This window comes from Actinosynnema sp. NPDC023587 (assembly GCF_040640215.1).
Lineage (GTDB): Bacteria > Actinomycetota > Actinomycetes > Mycobacteriales > Pseudonocardiaceae > Actinosynnema.
This window is the reverse complement of sequence record NZ_JBFABG010000001.1, coordinates 665,488-683,666: the sequence shown is the minus strand read 5'-3', so window position 1 is coordinate 683,666 and position 18,179 is coordinate 665,488. Positions and strand designations below refer to the sequence as shown.

At 71.4% G+C, this 18,179-nt stretch carries 18 protein-coding genes; 10 read left to right on the top strand and 8 right to left on the bottom strand.

What is annotated here, in order from left to right:
- Nucleotides 1–61: 61 nt before the first annotated feature.
- From AB0G01_RS03445 to AB0G01_RS03420, 6 genes are all read left to right on the top strand, one after another.
- Nucleotides 62–1,069: a glycosyltransferase gene (locus tag AB0G01_RS03445; protein ID WP_360939198.1), complete on the top strand. Its 1,008-nt coding sequence runs from the start codon at nucleotides 62–64 to the stop codon at nucleotides 1,067–1,069.
- Nucleotides 1,066–2,334, top strand: coding sequence for a hypothetical protein (locus AB0G01_RS03440; RefSeq protein ID WP_360939196.1), 1,269 nt, complete (start codon nucleotides 1,066–1,068; stop codon nucleotides 2,332–2,334). The genes AB0G01_RS03445 and AB0G01_RS03440 overlap by 4 nt, the downstream gene beginning before the upstream one ends.
- Nucleotides 2,335–2,343: 9 nt before the next feature.
- Entirely contained in the window at nucleotides 2,344–3,084 is a 741-nt protein-coding gene (locus tag AB0G01_RS03435) for a glycosyltransferase family 2 protein (protein ID WP_360939194.1), read from the top strand.
- A gap of 13 nt (nucleotides 3,085–3,097) precedes the next feature.
- Complete coding sequence (locus tag AB0G01_RS03430) at nucleotides 3,098–3,487, top strand: DUF2304 family protein (RefSeq protein WP_360939192.1); 390 nt, start codon at nucleotides 3,098–3,100, stop codon at nucleotides 3,485–3,487.
- A 284-nt stretch (nucleotides 3,488–3,771) separates the two neighbouring features.
- On the top strand, nucleotides 3,772–4,956 hold the full coding sequence (glf, locus tag AB0G01_RS03425) for a UDP-galactopyranose mutase (RefSeq protein ID WP_360939190.1): 1,185 nt from the start codon (nucleotides 3,772–3,774) through the stop codon (nucleotides 4,954–4,956).
- Nucleotides 4,957–5,111: 155 nt separating this feature from the next.
- Nucleotides 5,112–7,001, top strand: a complete 1,890-nt coding sequence (locus AB0G01_RS03420) for a glycosyltransferase (protein ID WP_360939188.1) — start codon at nucleotides 5,112–5,114, stop codon at nucleotides 6,999–7,001.
- A 112-nt stretch (nucleotides 7,002–7,113) separates the two neighbouring features.
- Here AB0G01_RS03420 and AB0G01_RS03415 read toward each other — a convergent pair whose 3' ends face one another.
- From AB0G01_RS03415 to AB0G01_RS03390, 6 genes are all read right to left on the bottom strand, one after another.
- Complete coding sequence (locus AB0G01_RS03415) at nucleotides 7,114–7,326, bottom strand: hypothetical protein (RefSeq protein WP_360939186.1); 213 nt, start codon at nucleotides 7,324–7,326, stop codon at nucleotides 7,114–7,116.
- A 95-nt stretch (nucleotides 7,327–7,421) separates the two neighbouring features.
- Nucleotides 7,422–8,318 carry a glycosyltransferase family 2 protein gene (locus AB0G01_RS03410; protein WP_360939184.1) on the bottom strand — a complete coding sequence of 299 codons (897 nt, stop codon included), beginning with the start codon at nucleotides 8,316–8,318 and terminating at the stop codon, nucleotides 7,422–7,424.
- Between the two features lie 3 nt (nucleotides 8,319–8,321).
- On the bottom strand, nucleotides 8,322–9,137 hold the full coding sequence (locus tag AB0G01_RS03405; RefSeq protein ID WP_360939182.1) for an ABC transporter ATP-binding protein: 816 nt from the start codon (nucleotides 9,135–9,137) through the stop codon (nucleotides 8,322–8,324).
- A 15-nt stretch (nucleotides 9,138–9,152) separates the two neighbouring features.
- Complete coding sequence (locus AB0G01_RS03400; protein WP_360939180.1) at nucleotides 9,153–10,064, bottom strand: ABC transporter permease; 912 nt, start codon at nucleotides 10,062–10,064, stop codon at nucleotides 9,153–9,155.
- Nucleotides 10,065–10,112: 48 nt separating this feature from the next.
- On the bottom strand, nucleotides 10,113–10,988 hold the full coding sequence (locus AB0G01_RS03395) for a class I SAM-dependent methyltransferase (RefSeq protein ID WP_360939178.1): 876 nt from the start codon (nucleotides 10,986–10,988) through the stop codon (nucleotides 10,113–10,115).
- Nucleotides 10,989–11,097: 109 nt separating this feature from the next.
- Nucleotides 11,098–11,571, bottom strand: a complete 474-nt coding sequence (locus AB0G01_RS03390; RefSeq protein ID WP_360939856.1) for a bacterial proteasome activator family protein — start codon at nucleotides 11,569–11,571, stop codon at nucleotides 11,098–11,100.
- Between the two features lie 282 nt (nucleotides 11,572–11,853).
- Between AB0G01_RS03390 and AB0G01_RS03385 the strand changes: the two genes are divergently transcribed.
- Together AB0G01_RS03385 and AB0G01_RS03380 are read left to right on the top strand one after the other, a co-directional pair.
- Nucleotides 11,854–13,053, top strand: coding sequence for a cysteine desulfurase-like protein (locus AB0G01_RS03385; RefSeq protein ID WP_360939176.1), 1,200 nt, complete (start codon nucleotides 11,854–11,856; stop codon nucleotides 13,051–13,053).
- A gap of 11 nt (nucleotides 13,054–13,064) precedes the next feature.
- The gene (locus tag AB0G01_RS03380) at nucleotides 13,065–13,706 is read left to right on the top strand and encodes a class I SAM-dependent methyltransferase (RefSeq protein WP_360939174.1); all 642 of its coding nucleotides are present in this window, start codon (nucleotides 13,065–13,067) and stop codon (nucleotides 13,704–13,706) included.
- A 97-nt stretch (nucleotides 13,707–13,803) separates the two neighbouring features.
- On the opposite strand, the gene AB0G01_RS03375 is transcribed toward AB0G01_RS03380, so the two are convergent.
- Nucleotides 13,804–14,775, bottom strand: coding sequence for an NAD(P)H-quinone oxidoreductase (locus AB0G01_RS03375; protein WP_360939172.1), 972 nt, complete (start codon nucleotides 14,773–14,775; stop codon nucleotides 13,804–13,806).
- 57 nt (nucleotides 14,776–14,832) lie between these two features.
- Between AB0G01_RS03375 and AB0G01_RS03370 the strand changes: the two genes are divergently transcribed.
- Both AB0G01_RS03370 and AB0G01_RS03365 read left to right on the top strand, forming a co-directional pair.
- Nucleotides 14,833–15,480, top strand: a complete 648-nt coding sequence (locus AB0G01_RS03370; RefSeq protein ID WP_360939170.1) for a GNAT family protein — start codon at nucleotides 14,833–14,835, stop codon at nucleotides 15,478–15,480.
- A 63-nt stretch (nucleotides 15,481–15,543) separates the two neighbouring features.
- Nucleotides 15,544–17,070, top strand: a complete 1,527-nt coding sequence (locus AB0G01_RS03365) for a M28 family metallopeptidase (protein WP_360939168.1) — start codon at nucleotides 15,544–15,546, stop codon at nucleotides 17,068–17,070.
- Nucleotides 17,071–17,182: 112 nt separating this feature from the next.
- On the opposite strand, the gene AB0G01_RS03360 is transcribed toward AB0G01_RS03365, so the two are convergent.
- A complete protein-coding gene (locus AB0G01_RS03360) occupies nucleotides 17,183–18,097 on the bottom strand; it encodes a neutral zinc metallopeptidase (protein WP_360939166.1) in 915 nt (304 codons plus the stop codon).
- Between the last annotated feature and the right edge of the window lie 82 nt (nucleotides 18,098–18,179).

Here is an 18,179-nt window from a genome sequence, read left to right as displayed (position 1 = left end):
TGCTCCCGACGAGCCCGGCCCCCCGGGAGCCCGGCCCCCCGACCGCTGGATACTGTGCGGCGTGACGAGCCGGAACAGCGTGCCCAGTCTCAGCATTGTCATCCCGGTGTTCAACGAGCCCGACTGGATCGGGCGCTCGGTCGGTGCGCTGCGCACCGCCCTGGAGAACGCCCGCTGGGACGCCGAGATCGTCGTCGTGGACGACGGGAGCACCGACGAGACGCCCGCGCGGCTCGCCGAGCTGCCCGGCGTGACGGTGCTGACCCAGCCCAACGGCGGTCGGTTCGCCGCGCGCCTGGCCGGCATCACCAAGGCCGCCGGCGAGCTGGTGCTGATGCTCGACAGCCGCGTGATCCTGGAACCCGGTTCGCTGGCGTTCCTGCGTGACCAGCTCACCGCGCACCCCGAGCGCACGGTGTGGAACGGCCACATCAACACCGACAACACCGGCAACCCGTACGGGGCCTTCATGCAGGGCCTGGTCGCGGTCGGCTGGCGGCGGTACGTGGCCGACCCGCGCCTCACCTCGTTCACCGCCGAGGACTTCGACGCGTTCCCCAAGGGCACCGGGCTGTTCCTCGCGCCGCGCGCGGTGCTGGAGCAGGCCGCGCGGTCGTTCTCGTCGCTGTACGACGACGTGCGCCTGGCCAGCGACGACACCCGGATGTTGCGCTGGATCGCCGAGCAGGGCCCGATCTTCATCGCGCCCGGCTTCGCCGCCGAGTACAACAGCCGCGACTCGCTGTCGAAGTTCACCAGGCACGCCTACTTCCGGGGCAGCACGTTCGTGGACGGCTACCTCGACTCGCCCGGCCCGGTGCGCAACGCCGCGTTCGCCGCCGCCGGCGTCGGCGTGGCCGGGCTGTTCCTGCTGCTGCGCAAGCCGAAGGCCGCGCTCGCGCTGGCCGCCGCCGGTTCGGCGGCGGCGGGTGCGGTGGTGCGCAGGAGCGGCGGGTCCAAGGACCAGTCGCTGGCCGTCGTCAAGCTGCTGACGCTGTTCGCCGCGTGCTTCGGCGCGGGCGCGGCGCGAGGTCTGGCGCTGGCGCTGCGGAAGCGGCTCGGCAGGTGAGCGAGGCACCCGCGGCGACCCGCTCGCTGGGTACCGTCGGCCTCGCGACGCTGCTCGCGGCCGGCCTCGGATACCCGCTGCTGATGGTGACCGCCCGGGTGTTCACCACGGCCGACAACGAGGTCTTCCTGACCTTCTGGGGCCTGGTGTTCGGCGCGGGGTCGGCGCTGTCGCCGGTCGAGCAGGAGGTGTCCCGGCAGGCGGCGCTGGCCGACGTGGCCGGCCGGCGGTCCGGGTTCGGCGCGGTCCAGGTGGTCGCGGTGTGCGCGGTCGCCGCCGTGCTGCTCGGCGTCACCGTGTCGCTGCCGCCGGTCGCCGACCGGCTGTTCGGCGACGGGGGCGGCACCATCGCCCTGGTCGCGGCAGCCGCCGTCATCGGGTTCGCGTTCCAGTTCGGCCTGCGCGGGCTGCTCATCGGGCACCACCGGGTCAAGCCGTACAGCGGGCTGGTGGTCACCGAGGCGCTGCTCCGCGCGGTGCTGCTGGGCGCTCTCGTGGTGGCCGGCGTGACCGGGCTGCTGCCGCTGACCGTCGCGGTCGCGGTCGGGTCGTTCGCCTGGCTGGTGTTCGCCTGGCGCGGGCGTTCGCTGGTGGACCTCCGGAGCGGGGACCGCGAGCCGTGGGGCGTGGTCGCGCGGCGGATGTTCGTGCTCGTGCTCAGCGCCGGGCTGACCGCGAGCGTGCTCACCGGGTACCCGGCGATCGCGAGGTTGTTCCAGCCGCCCGAGGAGAGCGGCGCGCTGGCGGCGATGTTCCTGACGCTGACCGTGGCGCGGCTGCCGCTGCTGCTGCTGTCGCCGGTGCAGGCGATGGCGGTGCCGGCGGTGGTGCGGCTGTCGGTCGACGAGGGCGGCCGGCGCAGGTTGCGGGCGCTGCTGGCCAAGGGCGCGGCCGTCGCGGTCGGCGTCGCCGGCGCGGGTGCCGCGCTGGGCGCGCTGCTGGGGCCGTGGGCCATCGGGTTCGTGTTCGGCTCCGACTACGCGGTCGAGTCCTGGGTGGTGGCCGCGCTGGTGTGGTCGTCCGTGCTGCTCGGCGCGGTGATGCTGCTGGCGGCCGTCCTGGTGGCGCGCAAGCACCTGGGCGCGCTGGTCTCGCTGTGGGCGGTGGTCGCCGCGCTGAGCGTGCTCGTGCTCTGGCTGTCGCCCGGTGACATCGTCGTGCGGGCGGTCCTCGGGTTGGTCGTCGCACCCACCGCCGGGCTCGCGCTCGGCGCGTGGCTCGTGCTTCGGGAACGTGCCGGCGGCACCTCGCACGAGGGTCGCTAGGCTGCCCCTGTGTCTGACTCGATCGACCTGCGTCGAGTGCTGATCGTGCTCCCGGCACTCAACGAGGAGCACAACATCGACAAGATCATCGCCGAGGTGCGCTCCGAACTGCCCGAGGTCGGCATGCTCGTCGTGGACGACGGGTCGACCGACCGGACGGCGCAGCGCGCGCGGGAGAGCGGCGCGCAGGTGGCGCGGCTCCCGGTGAACCTCGGTGTCGGCGGTGCCCTGCGGACCGGCTTCCGGTACGCCGCGCGGCACGGCTACCAGGTCGTCGTCCAGGTCGACGCGGACGGTCAGCACAACCCCGCCGAGGTGCCGGAGCTGCTGCGCGAGCTGGCGACCGCCGACCTGGTGATCGGCGCGCGGTTCGCGGGCAAGGGCGAGTACAAGGCCAGGGGGCCCCGCTGGTGGGCCATGAAGTTGTTCTCGACCGTGCTGTCGTGGCTGTCCGGCGAGAAGCTGACCGACGTCACGTCGGGGTTCAAGGCCTCGGGGCCGCGCGCGGTGGCGATGTTCGCGCAGCACTACCCGGCGGAGTACCTCGGCGACACGCTGGAATCGTTGGTGATGGCCGTGCGCGGTGGCCTGAAGGTGCGCCAGGTGCCCGTCGCCATGCGGATGCGGATGGGCGGCACGCCCAGCACCTCGCCCGTGAAGTCCGCCGTCTACCTGATGCGCGCGTCGCTGGCGTTGCTGCTGGCCCTGATGCGCCGCAAGCCCGTCCAGGGCTCGAACGAAGCGGCCTAGGAGGTCGGCCATCATGCCAATGTGGCGGTTGTTGAGCATCGTGCTCGCGGTCGTGGTGCTGATCATCGTCGTCGAGATGATGCGGCGGCGGAAGCTGCGCGAGAAGTACGCGGCGATGTGGTTGCTGGTCGGGCTCGGCGTGGTGGTGCTCGGCGCGGTACCCGGGTTGCCGTCGTGGCTGGCCCACCTGACCGGGGTGCAACTGGCAGCCAACTTCCTGTTCGCGGTGGCGGCCGTGGTGCTGCTGTTCGTGGTGTTGCAGTTGAGCAGCGAGGTCGGGCACCTGGAGGAAGAGGTGCGCACGACCGTGGAGGAGATCGCGTTGCTGCGCTGCGAGCTGGAGGACGTGCAACGGGAGCTGGACGGCCGCGTGACGGCGGCCGAGGAGCAGCTCCAGAAGTAACCCGGTCGCGGCACGACCGGGCCTCGTGCCCCGGTGGCCTCGGCAGCCCGACCACCCGTCGCGGTGGTGGCTGTGCGTGATCGGGTGGTCCTGGTGGCGTGTGCGTCGCGGTCGGTCCCCGGACGCCGTGATCTCCCGTCGAGCGACTTCGGGGACCCGGCCGGCACCGCTCGCGCCGAACTCCCCGGACGGGGGAATCGGTGAATCCGATCGGTGGGCCCGGACCGGTCGCGGCCAAGGGGTGGGAACTGTCACGGCGGGTCACTGCCGTAGGCTCAAGCGCCGTGAGCTTCGCAGGATATGACCTGATCGTGGTCGGTTCCGGCTTCTACGGCCTGACCGTCGCCGAGCGTGCCGCCAGCCAGTTGGACAAGCGCGTGCTGGTCCTGGAACGCCGTGAGCACATCGGTGGCAACGCCTACTCCGAGGCCGAACCCGAGACCGGGATCGAGGTGCACCGCTACGGCGCGCACCTCTTCCACACCTCGAACAAGCGGGTCTGGGACTACGTCAACCAGTTCACCGAGTTCACCGGCTACCAGCACCGGGTGTTCGCCATGCACGACGGCACGGCGTACCAGTTCCCGATGGGCCTGGGCCTGATCACGCAGTTCGTCGGCCGCTACCTGACCCCCGACGAGGCGCGCGCCTGGGTGGCCGAGCACGCCGCCGAGATCGACGCCAAGGACGCGACGAACCTGGAGGAGAAGGCGATCTCGCTGGTCGGCCGCCCCCTCTACGAGGCGTTCGTGCGGGACTACTCCGCGAAGCAGTGGCAGACCGACCCGAAGGAGCTCCCGGCGGCGGTCATCAGCCGGCTCCCGGTCCGCTACACGTTCGACAACCGGTACTTCAACGACACGTACGAGGGCCTCCCCAAGGACGGCTACACGGCGTGGCTGGAGAAGATGGCCGACCACCCGAACATCGAGGTGCGGCTGTCCACCGACTTCTTCGACGTCAAGGACGAGGTTCCGGCGGGCACGCCGGTCGTCTACACCGGCCCGGTCGACCGGTACTTCGACTACTCCGAGGGCTGGCTGGGCTGGCGCACGCTGGACTTCGAGCAGGAGGTCCTGCCGACCGGCGACTTCCAGGGCACCCCGGTGATGAACTACAACGACGCGGACGTGCCCTACACCCGCATCCACGAGTTCCGGCACTTCCACCCGGAGCGCGACTACCCGACCGACAAGACGGTCATCGTCCGCGAGTACTCCCGCTCCGCGGAGAAGGACGACGAGCCGTACTACCCGATCAACACCGCCGAGGACCGCGCCAAGCTGGAGCGGTACCGCGAGCTGGCCAAGCGCGAGGCGGCCGAGCACAACGTGTTGTTCGGCGGGCGGCTGGGTACCTACAAGTACCTCGACATGCACATGGCCATCGGAGCGGCGCTGACGGCGTTCGACAACAAGATCGCCCCGCACCTCACCGAGGGCACGCCGCTCGACGGCACCCTGGACTGATCACCCCGGGACACCCCGACCGGCACCGCGTCGCCCTTTTCGGGCGACGCGGTATGGTCGCCGGTACCACCTGAACCGCTGGCCACCTCGACGACGCGGGTGGTCGCCGACACCCGATTCTCGAACCGCTCCGCTGGTTCGCCGGAGGAAAGCACGTGACCGAGCACAGCTCCAGTGGCGGCATCGACCCGAGCAAGGTGCTCCAGCGGGTGATCCTGCCCCGCGACGAGGACCCGCTGGACGTCCGTCCGCTCTACCTGGACGAGCCGGAGAACGTGCACTCGCACGTCTCGTCGCGCCGTTCGGTGACCGTCCCGGCGTCGGCCAAGGTGTCGTTCGCCTCCTACTTCAACGCCTTCCCGGCCAGCTACTGGAAGCGCTGGACGGTCGTCGACGAGGTCGTGCTGCGCCTGCGGGTGCGCGGGGCCGGCCGGTTGGACGTGTACCGCTCGAAGCCGAACGGCGACCCGATCCACCTGGACGGCAGGCCGATCCGCTCGTCCGACGCGTGGGCCGACGTCGAGTTCCGGGTGCACCTCAAGCCGTTCGAGGACGGCGGCTGGATCTGGTTCGACGTGTTCACCGACGACACGGCGCTGGAGATCGGTGAGGCCGCGTGGACCGCCGACGAGGCGCTCCCGCCGCAGAAGGTCGCCATCGGCATGACCACGATGCGGCCGGTCGACGCGGTGATCGCGCTGCGCGCGCTCGGCGAGGACCCGACCGTGCTGGACGTCGTGCAGAAGGTGTTCGTCGCCGACCAGGGCGCGGTCAAGGTCCGGGACACCGAGGGCTACGCCGAGGCGGTCAAGCTGCTCGGCGACAAGCTCGAAGTGATCGAGCAGGACAACCTGGGCGGCTCGGGCGGGTTCACCCGGGGCCTGTACGAGGCGATCGAGCACACCGACGTCGACCAGATCATGCTCATGGACGACGACATCCGGCTGGAGCCGGACGCGGTGCTGCGCTCCAACGCGTTCGCCCGCGCGGCGGCGCAGCCGGTCATCGTCGGCAGCCACATGCTCAACCTCCAGGCCCGCGCCCGCCTGCACAGCATGGGCGAGGTCGTGGACCTGGCCTCCGGTTTCTGGCGGCCCGCGCCCGGCGCGGTCACCGACCACGACTTCGCCACGGAGTCGCTGCGCGAGACCGAGGAACTGCACCTGCGCATCAACTCCACCTACAACGGCTGGTGGATGTGCCTGTTCCCGCGTGAGGTCGTGCAGCGCACCGGCTACCCGCTGCCGCTGTTCATCAAGTGGGACGACGCGGAGTACTCGCTGCGCGCCCTGGAGAACGGCTTCCCGACGGTGTCGCTGCCCGGTTCCGCGGTGTGGCACATGCCGTGGACCGACAAGAACGACGCCACGGACTGGCAGGCCTACTTCCACACCCGCAACCGGCTGGTGATGGCGGCGCTGCACAGCCCGTACGACATCCGCTCGACGCTGCTCAAGCAGGGTCTGAAGCTGTCGCTGCGGCACCTGCTGTCGATGGAGTACTCGACCGTCGCGGTGCAGCAGAAGGCCATCGAGGACTTCCTCGCCGGCCCGTCCAAGCTGTTCGAGTCGCTGCGCACGGCGCTGCCCGAGATCCAGGCGCTGCGCAAGACCTACTCCGACGCCCAGGTGCTGCCCTCGGCCCGCGAGTTCCCGCCGCCCACGTTCGACATGGTGCGCGCCGAGGCGATGCTGAAGCCGCCGACGAACCCGGCGACCATCGCCGCCGAGGCGGCCAAGGCGCTGGTGCACAACCTGCGCGCGCCGGACGCGTCCACCGCGCAGCGCCCGCAGATCAACGTGCCGGCGACGAACGCCCGCTGGTTCCTGCTGGGCAACCTGGACTCGGCGACGGTGTCCAGCGCGGACGGCTCCGGTGTCGCGTTCCGCAAGCGCGACCCGAAGGAGTTCAAGCAGCTCATGGCGCGCGCGGTGCGCAACTACCGCCGGCTGGGCCAGGAGTGGCCGCGGCTCAAGAAGGTGTACCGGGACGCGCTGCCCGAGCTGACCTCGGTCGAGGCGTGGCGCAAGGTGTTCGAGAACTAGAGCGGTACCGGAGCGGCCTGCCGGGCAGGCCGACTCCGCTTCGGACGAGCGGTGTGGCACTCCGGTGCCACACCGCTTCTCCGTTTCCCGGTCGATCCGCCGAACCTCCCAGCTAATCGAAGTGCGCGGCGACGACGTGCGCGAAGTTCACCACGAACTCCTTGCCGTCGGCGGTGGTGACGGATTGCGTGTGCCCGTTCCGGACGACCTGGATCAGGCGTGGTCCGAGATCGGCCACGACGTCCTGGGAGACCCGGATCGAAATCGGGTCCGGGTTCGCGGCGAGGTGCAGGACGAGGCTGGTCTTACGCGCTTCAGAAGACATGCCGCCAGCCAACGCCCGCACCGCCCACCGGGCAAGGCCGGTTCGCCGCCGGCGATTACGCGCAGAGCGGACCGGATTCCCGGGCACCGCTCCGGCTATTTGCGGAAGAACCTCTCGCGCTGTCCCTGGCGGACCAGCTTGAGCCATTCGACGAATGCCTTCGGGTCTTTCCGCACGCCGATGAAGTACAGCCCGAACCGGAAGAACTCCAGCAGGCCGAGTTTGCGCATCCCCGGCTGGGACAGCAGGTAACCCCGGTTCCGGTAGGTGTAGTACCGCTTGACCGGGTTCTCCGGGTCCTGCGCGTGGAACCGGCCGCCGAGCATCGGCTTGAACTCGTCCGAGCCGTCCGGGTGCAGGTAGTGCACCTTCAGCGAGGTGCCGAACGGCAGCCCGGTGCGCACCAGCCGGCGGTGGATCTCCACCTCGTCGCCGCGGAAGAACAGCCGGTAGTCGGGCACGCCGATGACGTCGACCGTGGACGCCCGGAACAGCGCGCCGTTGAACAGCGACGCGATGCCGGGCAGGAAGTCCACGCCCAGGTCCGCGGTGCGCCGCTTCCAGGTCAGGCCGCGGCGCAGCGGGAACGCCAGCTTCTCCGGCTGCTCGATGTTGGACACCACCGGCGAGATCGCGGCCAGCCCGCGCCGGTCCGCCTCGGCCAGCAGCACCTCCAGCACGGTCTCGTCGGCGGGCCGGCCGTCGTCGTCGGCCAGCCACAGCCAGTCCGCGCCCAGCGAGAGCGCGTGCAGCATGCCGAGCGCGAACCCGCCCGCGCCACCGAGGTTGCGGTGCGAGGCCAGGTAGGTGGTCGGGATCGGGCACTGGTCGACCAGGTCGTCCACCGGCTGGTCGGGTCCGTTGTCCACGACCACCAGGTGGTCCAGCGGCCTGGTCTGCGAGGCCAGCACCTTCAGCGACTGGGCCAGCAGCTCGCGGCGGTGGCGGGTCACCACCACCCCGACGACGGACCCCTTCGGCAACGCGCCCACGGTCTACTCGCCACCGTTCCCGCTCAGCACCGGCGACTGGCCGATCCGCGCCAGTGTGTCCGCGTTCAGGTGCTCGTACGGATCGCGGCCCTTGTAGGTCTTCACGACCTCGCGCAGCGAGCCGTGCATCTTCACCCGGCCCTCGTCCATCCAGATGGCCGTGTTGCACAGCTCGACCAGCATGTCGTCCGAGTGGTTCGCGAAGACCAGGATGCCCGACCGCGCCACCAGGTCGTTGAGCCGGTCCCGGGCCTTCTCCAGGAACGCCGCGTCGACCGCGCCGATGCCCTCGTCGAGCAGCAGGATCTCCGGGTCGATCGACGTGACCACGCCCAGCGCGAGCCGCACCCGCATACCGGTGGAGTAGGTGCGCAGCGGCATCGACAGGTAGTCGCCGAGCTCGGTGAACTCGGTGATGTCGTCGACCCGCTTCTCCATCTCCTTGCGGCCCATGCCGAGGAACAGGCCCCGGATCATGATGTTCTCGTAGCCGGAGAGCTCGGGGTCCATGCCCACGCCGAGGTCGAAGACCGGGGCGACCTTGCCCTGGATGCGGGAGCTGCCCCGGGTGGGCTCGTAGATGCCCGAGAGCAGCCGCAGCAGCGTGGACTTGCCCGCGCCGTTGTGCCCCACCAGGCCCACGCGGTCACCGTGCCGCAGCGAGATGTTGATGTCGTGCAGCGCCTCGATGATCGGTACGCGGCCTTCCGCGCCGATCTTGCCGCCGACCTTGCCCAGCGCGAGCTTCTTCAGCGACCTCGACTTGGCGTCGAAGATCGGGAAGTCGACCGAGGCGTTCCAGACGTCGATGCTGACCATAGGTTGCGGCCTCACTCAGACCCAGTAGGAGACGCGGGCACGGTAGTTGCGCAGCGCCAGGACCGCCACCGCCCAGCCGACGACGGTGAACCCGCCGACGACGACCCAGTGGTGCCAGTCCTGCTGCTGGCCGAGCAGCGGAGCGCGCACGATCTCCAGGAAGTGGTAGATCGGGTTGAACTCGGCGATCAGGATCTTCCAGTTGGCGTCACCGTCGGTGAACTTGTTGAGCACACCGACGTGCCACACGATCGGGGTCATGAAGAACACGAGCTGGATGAAGCTGTGGATGACCGGCGGGATGTCGCGGAAGCGGGTGCTGATGATGCCGAACAGCAGCGCCACCCACACCGCGTTCACGACCAGCAGCGCGAACGCCGGGACGGCGAGCACGATCGTCCACGAGATGCCCGGGTGGACGACCTTGTCGCCCTCCATGACGTACTGGCTGGTCAGCGCCGGGAAGAAGACGGCGAGCACCACCACGTAGACGACCAGGTTGTGCGCGAAGAACAGCACCTGCCGCCACACCATGCGCAGCACGTGCACGGTGACCGGCGCGGGCAGGTGCTTGATCAGGCCCTCGTTCGCGATGAAGACCTCGGTGCCCTCGGTGATCACGCCCAGGATGAAGTTCCAGACGATGAACCCGACGGTCACGTACGGCAGGAAGGTGCTCAGCTCCTGGCCCAGGAGCTGCGAGTACAGCAGACCCAGCGCCAGTGCCGTGGTGCCCATCGAAATGGTGATCCACAGCGGACCGATGACCGACCGGCGGTAGCGCTGCTTGATGTCCTGCCACCCGAGGTGGCCCCACAGCTCGCGTTGCTGCCACGCATCGCGGAGGTCGCCGAACGCGCGCGCGAACGTGCGGGAGTCGGGTGCCGGGGGGACCTCAGGCGGATCGACGGTACTCGTGTGTTGCACGAGTACTGAGACTACCGGCGACAGGTAGGTCCACCTGTCGCCGGGCTGTCACGGTGCGGTTACCTCGGCGGACGGCACGTCCGGCACACCGGTGATCTTCAAGATCACCTGTTCGTGGTCGTACGTGTACCCCTCGTAGCTGAACGTGGTTCCGGTGCGCTCGACGTACTCCGTCCACGCCTTGTGCTCGTGCTCACGCCAGCCGGGGAAGTTGAAGTACTCGTCGAACACGATGACGCTGCCCGGCACCAGCCGGGGCCCGACCAGGTCCAGCACCGTCCGGGTGGACGAGTACAGGTCGCAGTCGACGTGCAGGAACGTCACCGGGCCGGGGTGCTCCTCCAGGAAGCCGGGCAGCGTGTCGTCGAACCAGCCGACCACCAGGTCCGCACCCGGCACGTCCGGCAGGTCGTCCACGGTGAACATCCCGGCCGGGAACCCGCTGCGCCAGTGCTCCGGCAGGCCCTCGAACGAGTCGAAGCCGTACACCCCGGAGCCCTCGCGGGCGGCGGCGATGATCTTCAGCGTGGTGCCCGCGTAGACGCCGAACTCCAGCGCCAGGCCGTCGTGCCCGACCAGCGAGAGGGCGTGTTCGAGGGTCGCGTGCGGGTGGTCGAAGTGCGGGGCGGAGGTCATCTCGTCCCGGACGAACCGCGCGGAGTCGGTGGCCGCTTCCCGCTCGCCCGCGAACACGATGTCGCGCCGCGCCCTGATCTCGAACCGCCGGAGGTCCTCGGCCACGCGCTCGGAGCGGTGGCGCAGCTCCTCGCGGAGGTCGTCCAGCTCGCCCTGCAACCGGTCGAGGCGTTCGGCGTGGGCCCGGTGGTAGGGGCCGACGACGTCGTCGATGGCCCTCATCAGCTTGCCGCGCAGCCGACTGCGCGCCTCTTCCACCACTCGGTTGTGTCGCACCCGGTCGAGCACGTGAGCTCTCCTCTCCCACCTTCACCGCTGAGAACGCGACACACGTTCGGGCAACGGCCGGACCGCTGTCCAGTGGCCGTTATCCGATCGCCGCGCGGCTACAGGTCGGCTACAGGTACTGACCGCCGCGCTGCGGGTGGTGGTCGGACTCGGCCGAGGAGCCGGCGGGCAGGGCGCGACCGCGCATCTGCTCCAGTTGGACGCGCGCTGCCATCTGCTGGGCGAACAGGGCGGTCTGGATGCCGTGGAAGAGACCCTCCAGCCAGCCCACGAGCTGGGCCTGCGCGATGCGCAGCTCGGCGTCGGACGGCGTGCCCTCCTCGGTGAACGGGAGGGACAGCCGCTCCAGCTCGTCCCGCAGCTCGGGCGCGAGCCCGTCCTCCAGCTCGTCGATGGACCGCTTGTGGATCTCCTTGAGCCGGTTGCGGGACGCCTCGTCGAGAGGAGCGGCCCGCACCTCCTCCAGGAGCTGCTTGATCATCGTGCCGATCCGCATCACCTTGGCCGGCTGCTCGACCAGGTCCGTGACGTCCGGGCCGCCGCCCTCGTCACCCACCGGCAGTCGAGCCGCGCCGACCGGCATCCCGTCCGGTCCGACCACCAAGACCTGCCGTTCGTTCTCCGCTGCCTCGCTCATGCGCCCATCCTGACGCGACGCGGCACCCCGGTGCGAACCGGGTGGTCCGCCGGCGGTGGTCCCGGTCCCGCGCGTCCGCCGCGAGCCGCCCCGAAAATCGCCCGGACGGGTGGTGAACTCCGGCAAACGGACCAAGGCGGCGCAAAGCGGCCGTGCGCCGGGCCGCGCCGGCGGACAACCCCTGGCCCCTCTGTCGCTCGCCCCGGTCTCCTCCGTACGGTGTGCGGCATGGCGTTCGACGTCGCACGGGTCCGTGGGCTGTTCCCCGCGCTCGGCGACGGCTGGGTACACCTGGACGCACCGGCGGGGATGCAGGTCCCCGAGCAGGTGGCCACGGCCGTCTCCACCGCGCTGCGCGCACCGGTCTCCGGACCGGGCGGCATCTTCCCGGCCTCGCAACGCGCCGAGGCCATCGTGGACGCGGCCCGCCGGGCGGTCGCGGACCTGGTCGGGGCCGATCCGGCCGGGGTGGTCCTCGGCCCGAGCAGCGCCGTCCTGCTGCAACGCCTGTCCGACGCCGTGTCCGACAACTGGTTCCTCGGCGACGAGGTCGTGGTGTCCCGCCTCGACCACTCGTCGAACATCGCGCCGTGGCAGCGGGCCGCCCAGCGCACCGGCAGCGTGGTCCGGTGGGCCGAGGTCGACATCGAGACCTGCGAGCTGCCCGCCTGGCAGTACGACGAGCTCATCACCGACCGGTGCAAGCTGGTCGCGGTCACCGCCGCGTCCGGCTCGGTCGGCTCCCGCCCGGACCTCGCCAAGATCGCCCAGTCCGCCCGCCGCACCGAGGCGCTGGTGGTGGTGGACGCCTCGTCGGCCGCGCCGTTCGTGCCGCTGGACATCACGTCCATGGACGCCGACGTGGTCGCGGTCTCGGCGAACGCCTGGGGCGGGCCGCCGGTGGGCGCGCTGGTGTTCCGCGACCCCTCCCGCCTGGACCTGCTGCCGTCGGTCGCCGTCGAGCCCGGCGCGCGCGGACCGGAACGCCTCGAACTCGGCCCGCACGCCTACCCGCTGCTGGCCGGCCTGGTGGCCTCGGTGGAGTACCTGGCGGGCCTGGACGACGCCGCCGTCGGCCCCCGCCGCGAGCGGCTGCTGACGTCGCTGGGGTCGGTGAAGGCCTATCAGGCGGGTCTTCTGGCTAATCTCATCAACGAACTGCGATCGCTCCGTCACGTCATGGTGATCGGCGACGCCATGCGGCGGGTCCCGGCGCTGGCGTTCACGGTGGCCGGCGTGAAGTCGACCGACGGTGTCGAGCACCTGTCCGAACGCGGCGTCTGCGCGTTCGCCGACTCGGGTCAGCACGGCGTCTTCTCGGTCCTGGGGGTGGGCGAGGTCGGCGGAGCGATCCGGGTCGGCCTGGCGCACTACACGAACGCGGTCGAAGTGGACGAACTCGTGCGGGCGGTCGCCGAGCTGGGGTAGCCGGAGGTGTGGTGGACGACGCTCTGTCCCGACAACTGGCCGACCTCGCCGCGCTGCACCGCCTGAGCCCCCTGATGTCGGAGTACCTGCCCACCACGGCGCACGAACTGCGCCCGTCGGCGCTGGCCGCCGTGGTGGACGAGGTGCTGCTGGGCTCGCGCACGGTCATCGTGGAGTGCGGCTGCGGGTCGTCGTCCGTGCTGCTGGCCCGGCTGCTGGCCCGGCGCGGCTTCGGCCACGTGCTCTCCGTCGAGCACGACGAGCGCACGGCGGCGTTCGTGGCCAGCCAGCTCCGCCGCGAGGGCCTGGGCCACGTGGCCCGCGTCGTGCACGCGCCCCTGTCCCCGCACCCGGCCGCGCTGGGCGGCGCGCAGTGGTACCACCCCCAGCTCGTGCACGACGAGGTGACGGCCTTCGTGGAGCGCTACGGCCTGGTGGACCTGCTGCTCGTGGACGGCCCGCTGACCGCCGACGCGCGCTACCCGGCGGTGCCGGTGTTCCGGGGCGTGCTCGCGCCCGGCGCGGCGGTCCTGGTCGACGACGCGGACCACCCCGCCGAGCACGGCGTGCTGGCCCGGTGGACGGAGGAGTTCGCCCTCCGCTTCCGGACCGCGCCCCGCACGTCCGTCGCCACCGCGACGGCGCTGCACTAGCGCCCGCCTCCGACGGTCCGCCCGGACACCCCGCCGAGCTCTCCGACCGGGCCGCGACCGTCGTCCGCCACCGGTCACCGCGCGGGGACCGGTGGCCTCAGAACGCGAGCACCAGCTTGCCGAACACGTCCTTGCCGTCCTCCAGCGCGCGGTGCGCGTCGGCGGCCCGGCGGATCGGCAGCACCTCGTGCACGACGGGCTTGACCTGCCCGGACGCCACCAGCGGCCACAGCCGTGCGCGCACGTCCGCCACGATCGCGCCCTTCCCGTGCGGCCCGTCGACCGGCCGGGACCGCAGCCCCGTCCCGGTGATGGTCGCCCGCTTGGCGAGCAGCTTGCCGATGTTCAGCTCGCCCTTCGCCCCGCCCTGCAACCCGATGACGGCCAGCCGCCCGTCGCGGGCCAGCACGTCGAGGTTGCGGTCCAGGTAGGACGCGCCCATGTTGTCCAGCACGACGTCCGCCTCGCCGACCTCGGCCACGAAGTCCCGGGTCCGGTAGTTCACCGCGATGTCCGCGCCGAGCTCGCGGCAGCGCGCCAGGCGCTCGTCCGACCCCGCCGTCACGGCCACCCGCGCGCCGAGCGCCTTGCCGACCTGGATGGCGTGCGTGCCGATGCCGCCCGCGCCGCCGTGCACCAGGAGCGTCTCCCCGGCCGTGAGGCGCGCCAGCACCACCACGTTGGACCACACCGTGCACGCCACCTCGGGCAGCGACGCGGCCGTCACCAGGTCCACGCCGTCGGGCACCGGCAGCAACTGGGCGGCCGGGACCACGACCCGCTCCCCGTAACCGCCGCCCGCGAGCAGCGCGCACACCTCGTCGCCGACCCGCCACCCCGTCACACCGTCGCCGAGCGCGGCGACCGTGCCGGAGCACTCCAGGCCCGGTACGTCCGACGCGCCGGGCGGCGGCGGGTAGTGCCCCTGGCGTTGCAGCAGGTCCGCGCGGTTGACGGCGGTGGCCGCCACGGCGAGGAGCACCTCGCCGGGGCCGGGTTCGGTATCCCGAACCTCGCTCCACGTGAGGACGTCGGGGCCGCCTGGTTCACGAATCGTGATCGCGTGCATGGACCCCGACGGTAATGCGGTGGCCGCCGTGGCGCGTTCTCGGCACCATCGTCGGGCATGGACGCCTGGCCGTTGAGGCACCTCGTGCTCCGCACGCCCCGGCTCGAACTGCGCCCGGACGACGACGCCGGCCTCGCCGAGCTGGTCGAGGAGGCGTTGCTCGGCGTGCACCCGCCGGACGAGATGCCGTTCGCCGTCGCGTGGACCGACGCGCCCCGGGAACGCCTGGGCGTCAACGTGGTGCAGCACTTCTGGGCGCTCCGGGCGAGCCTGTCCGCGCGGCGGTGGGAGGTGAACTTCCTCGTCCGGCTGGACGGCCGGGTGATCGGCGTGCAGGGCCTGTCGGCCGAGTCGTTCGCCGTGCTCGGCGAGGTCGGGACCGGCTCCTGGATCGGGCGGCGGCACCAGGGCCGGGGCATCGGCACCGAGATGCGCGCGGCCGTGGTGGCGTTCGCGTTCGACCACCTGGGCGCGCGCCTCGCCCGTTCCGGCGCGTTCGCGGACAACCCGGCCTCGCTCGCCGTCAGCCGGCGGTTGGGCTACCGGCCCGACGGCACGTTCGCCCAGGTCCGGCGCGGTGCGCGGGCCGAGCAGGTGCGCCTGGTCCTGGCCCGCGAGGACTTCCGCCGCCCGGCGTGGGCGCTCGGCGCAGCGGGTGTCACGTCGTGTCTGGAGTTGCTCACTGGGCGAGAACCCGTCGAGTGACGGATTGATTTCTCCGCGTGCCAGAGGTGAGGGTTCGGCATCCGAGTGAAGGGGAAGTCGCTCATGTCAGGTAGAACCGGGATCCGACGCGCGCTCGTCATCGCCGCGTCCGCATCCCTCGCCCTAGCCGCCGCGCCGGCCGCCGACGCGGGGCCCGCCGGGCTCGACGGTCCGGCGCTGGCCAAGAAGCTCACCAAGAACGTGTCCGCGGACGGGGTCAACCGCCACCTGATCGCCTTCCAGCGGATCGCGGACCGCAACGGCGGCAACCGCGCCGCCGGCACCGCGGGGTACGACGCCAGCGTCGACTACGTCGCCGGCAAGCTGCGCGGTGCGGGCTTCGACGTCAGCACCCCGGCGTTCACCTACCCGGTGCGGGTCACCGACGCGGCCACGGCCAAGGTCGGGGCCACCACGTACGAGAACCTGCCGCTGATCTTCTCGCCGCTGACCCCGGTGGGCGGCGTCACCGGCCCGCTGCGGGCCGTGCCCGAGGACGCCACGCCCGGCTGCGAGGCGTCCGACTTCGCGGGCCAGGACTTCACCGGCTCGATCGCGCTGATCCGGCGCGGCGCGTGCACGTTCGACATCAAGCACCGCAACGCGGCGGCGGCCGGCGCGATCGCCGTCGTCGTGGCGAACAACGAGCCGGGCAGCCTGGACGGCTTCACGCTCGGCGCGCAGGGCGTCATCCCGGTCGGCGGCGTGTCCCAGGCCGACGGCACCGCGCTGTTCGGCAAGGCGGGTCAGCCGGTGACCGTGGACCTGCGGTACCACTCGGAGGACCGGGTCTCGCGCAACGTCATCGCGCAGACCAGGACCGGCCGCCAGGACAACGTCGTGTTCGCCGGCGCGCACCTCGACAGCGTCGCGGTCGGCCCCGGCATCAACGACAACGGCACCGGCTCGGCCGGCCTGCTGGAGACCGCGTTGCAGCTCGGCGGCTCGCCGAAGGTCACCAACGCGGTGCGGTTCGGCTGGTGGGGCGCGGAGGAGCTCGGCTTGCTCGGGTCCATCGCCTACGTGAAGGCACTGACGCCGGAGCAGCAGCTCGACATCGCGCTGTACCTGAACTTCGACATGATCGGCTCGCCGAACGCGGGCTACTTCGTCTACGACGGCGACAACTCCGACGGCGTCGGCGCGGGTGCCGGCCCCTACGGCTCGGCGCAGATCGAGAAGTCCTTCGTGGACTACCTGACCGTCGAGAAGAAGATCCAGGTCGAGGGCACGGACTTCACCGGCCGGTCGGACTACGGCGAGTTCATCCGCCAGGGCATCCCGGCCGGCGGCCTGTTCACCGGTGCCGAGGTGGTCAAGACCGCGGCGCAGGTGGCCAAGTGGGGCGGCACGGCGGGCCTGCCGTACGACCCGAACTACCACCTGCCCGGCGACAACCTGGGCAACGTCGACCGCAAGGCGCTGGACCGGAACTCGGACGCGCTCGCCTGGGTCACCGCGTCCTACGCGATCAGCACCGAGGACGTGAACGGCGTCCCGCCGCGCAAGGCCCGCGCGGCGACGCGCGCGGCGGCGGCGAAGACCCTGCACGTCGAGGCCCACGACCACTCGCACGACGTCGTGGCGTAGCACCCGGCAGGACGAGGGGGCCGGTTCCGGAGACCAGTTCAGAATCGGCCCCTCCGCCGCTGCTTAACCCTTCCGGGTGAACTTTGCCGCGGTGAATTCCCTGGGCGGGTCGTCAGCCGAGGTCGTCGGTGCCGAACGTGTCGCAGCGCGCCGGGTCACCGGTGTCGTAGCCGAGCGTGTACCACTTCTGGCGCTGGGCGGACGAGCCGTGGGTGAACTGCGTGGTGTCGATCCGGCCGCCGCCGAGCTCCTCCTGGATGTAGTCGTCGCCGATCCGGGCCGCCGCGTCCAGCGCCGCCGCGATGTCGTCCTGGGTCACGTCGGTGATCAGCGGCTTGCCGGACGACGTCGGCACGGTGGTGGCGTGGTTGGCCCACGCGCCCGCGTAGCAGTCGGCCTGGAGTTCCAGCCGCACCGAGTCCGACTTGGGGCCGCTGCGCGAGCTCACCCGCTCCGACGTGCCGAGCAGGTTCTGGATGTGGTGGCCGTACTCGTGGGCCAGCACGTAGGCCTCCACGAACGGGCCGCCGGTCGCGCCGAACTTCTGCTGGAGCTCCTGGAAGAAGTTCAGGTCGATGTACACCTGCGCGTCGGCCGGGCAGTAGAACGGGCCGACGGCGGACGTGGCGTTGCCGCAGCGGGTCTGCACGCCGCCCGAGAAGAAGTTCGTCTGCGCCGCCTGGTAGGTGCGCCCCGACCGGGCGAACTGGTCGGTCCAGTAGCCCTGGATCGAGTTGATGAACGCCACCGCGCGGCAGTCCGCGTTCCGGTTGGCGTCCGCACCGGTCCGGCACTTGGTCTTGATCTCCTCGGACCCGACCTGCTGGTTGCGGCCGACGTCCTGGAAGCCCGACCCGGTCGGCAGTTGCCCGCCGCCCCCGAGCTGGGACAGCACGAAGTAGATGATCAGGCCGACGATGCCCAGGCCACCGCCGCCGAGCGCGACCCGGCCGCCGACCCCGCCGCCGCCGCCCCGCTGGTCGGAGACCTGGGACGTGTCGAGTTCGGCGTTCTCGTTGAACTGCACCGCGTGTCCTCCAACCAGGGGCCTCACAAGGCGGCACCACGATAACCGGGCGCGGGCGATCGGCGGGCTCGCCACGACCACA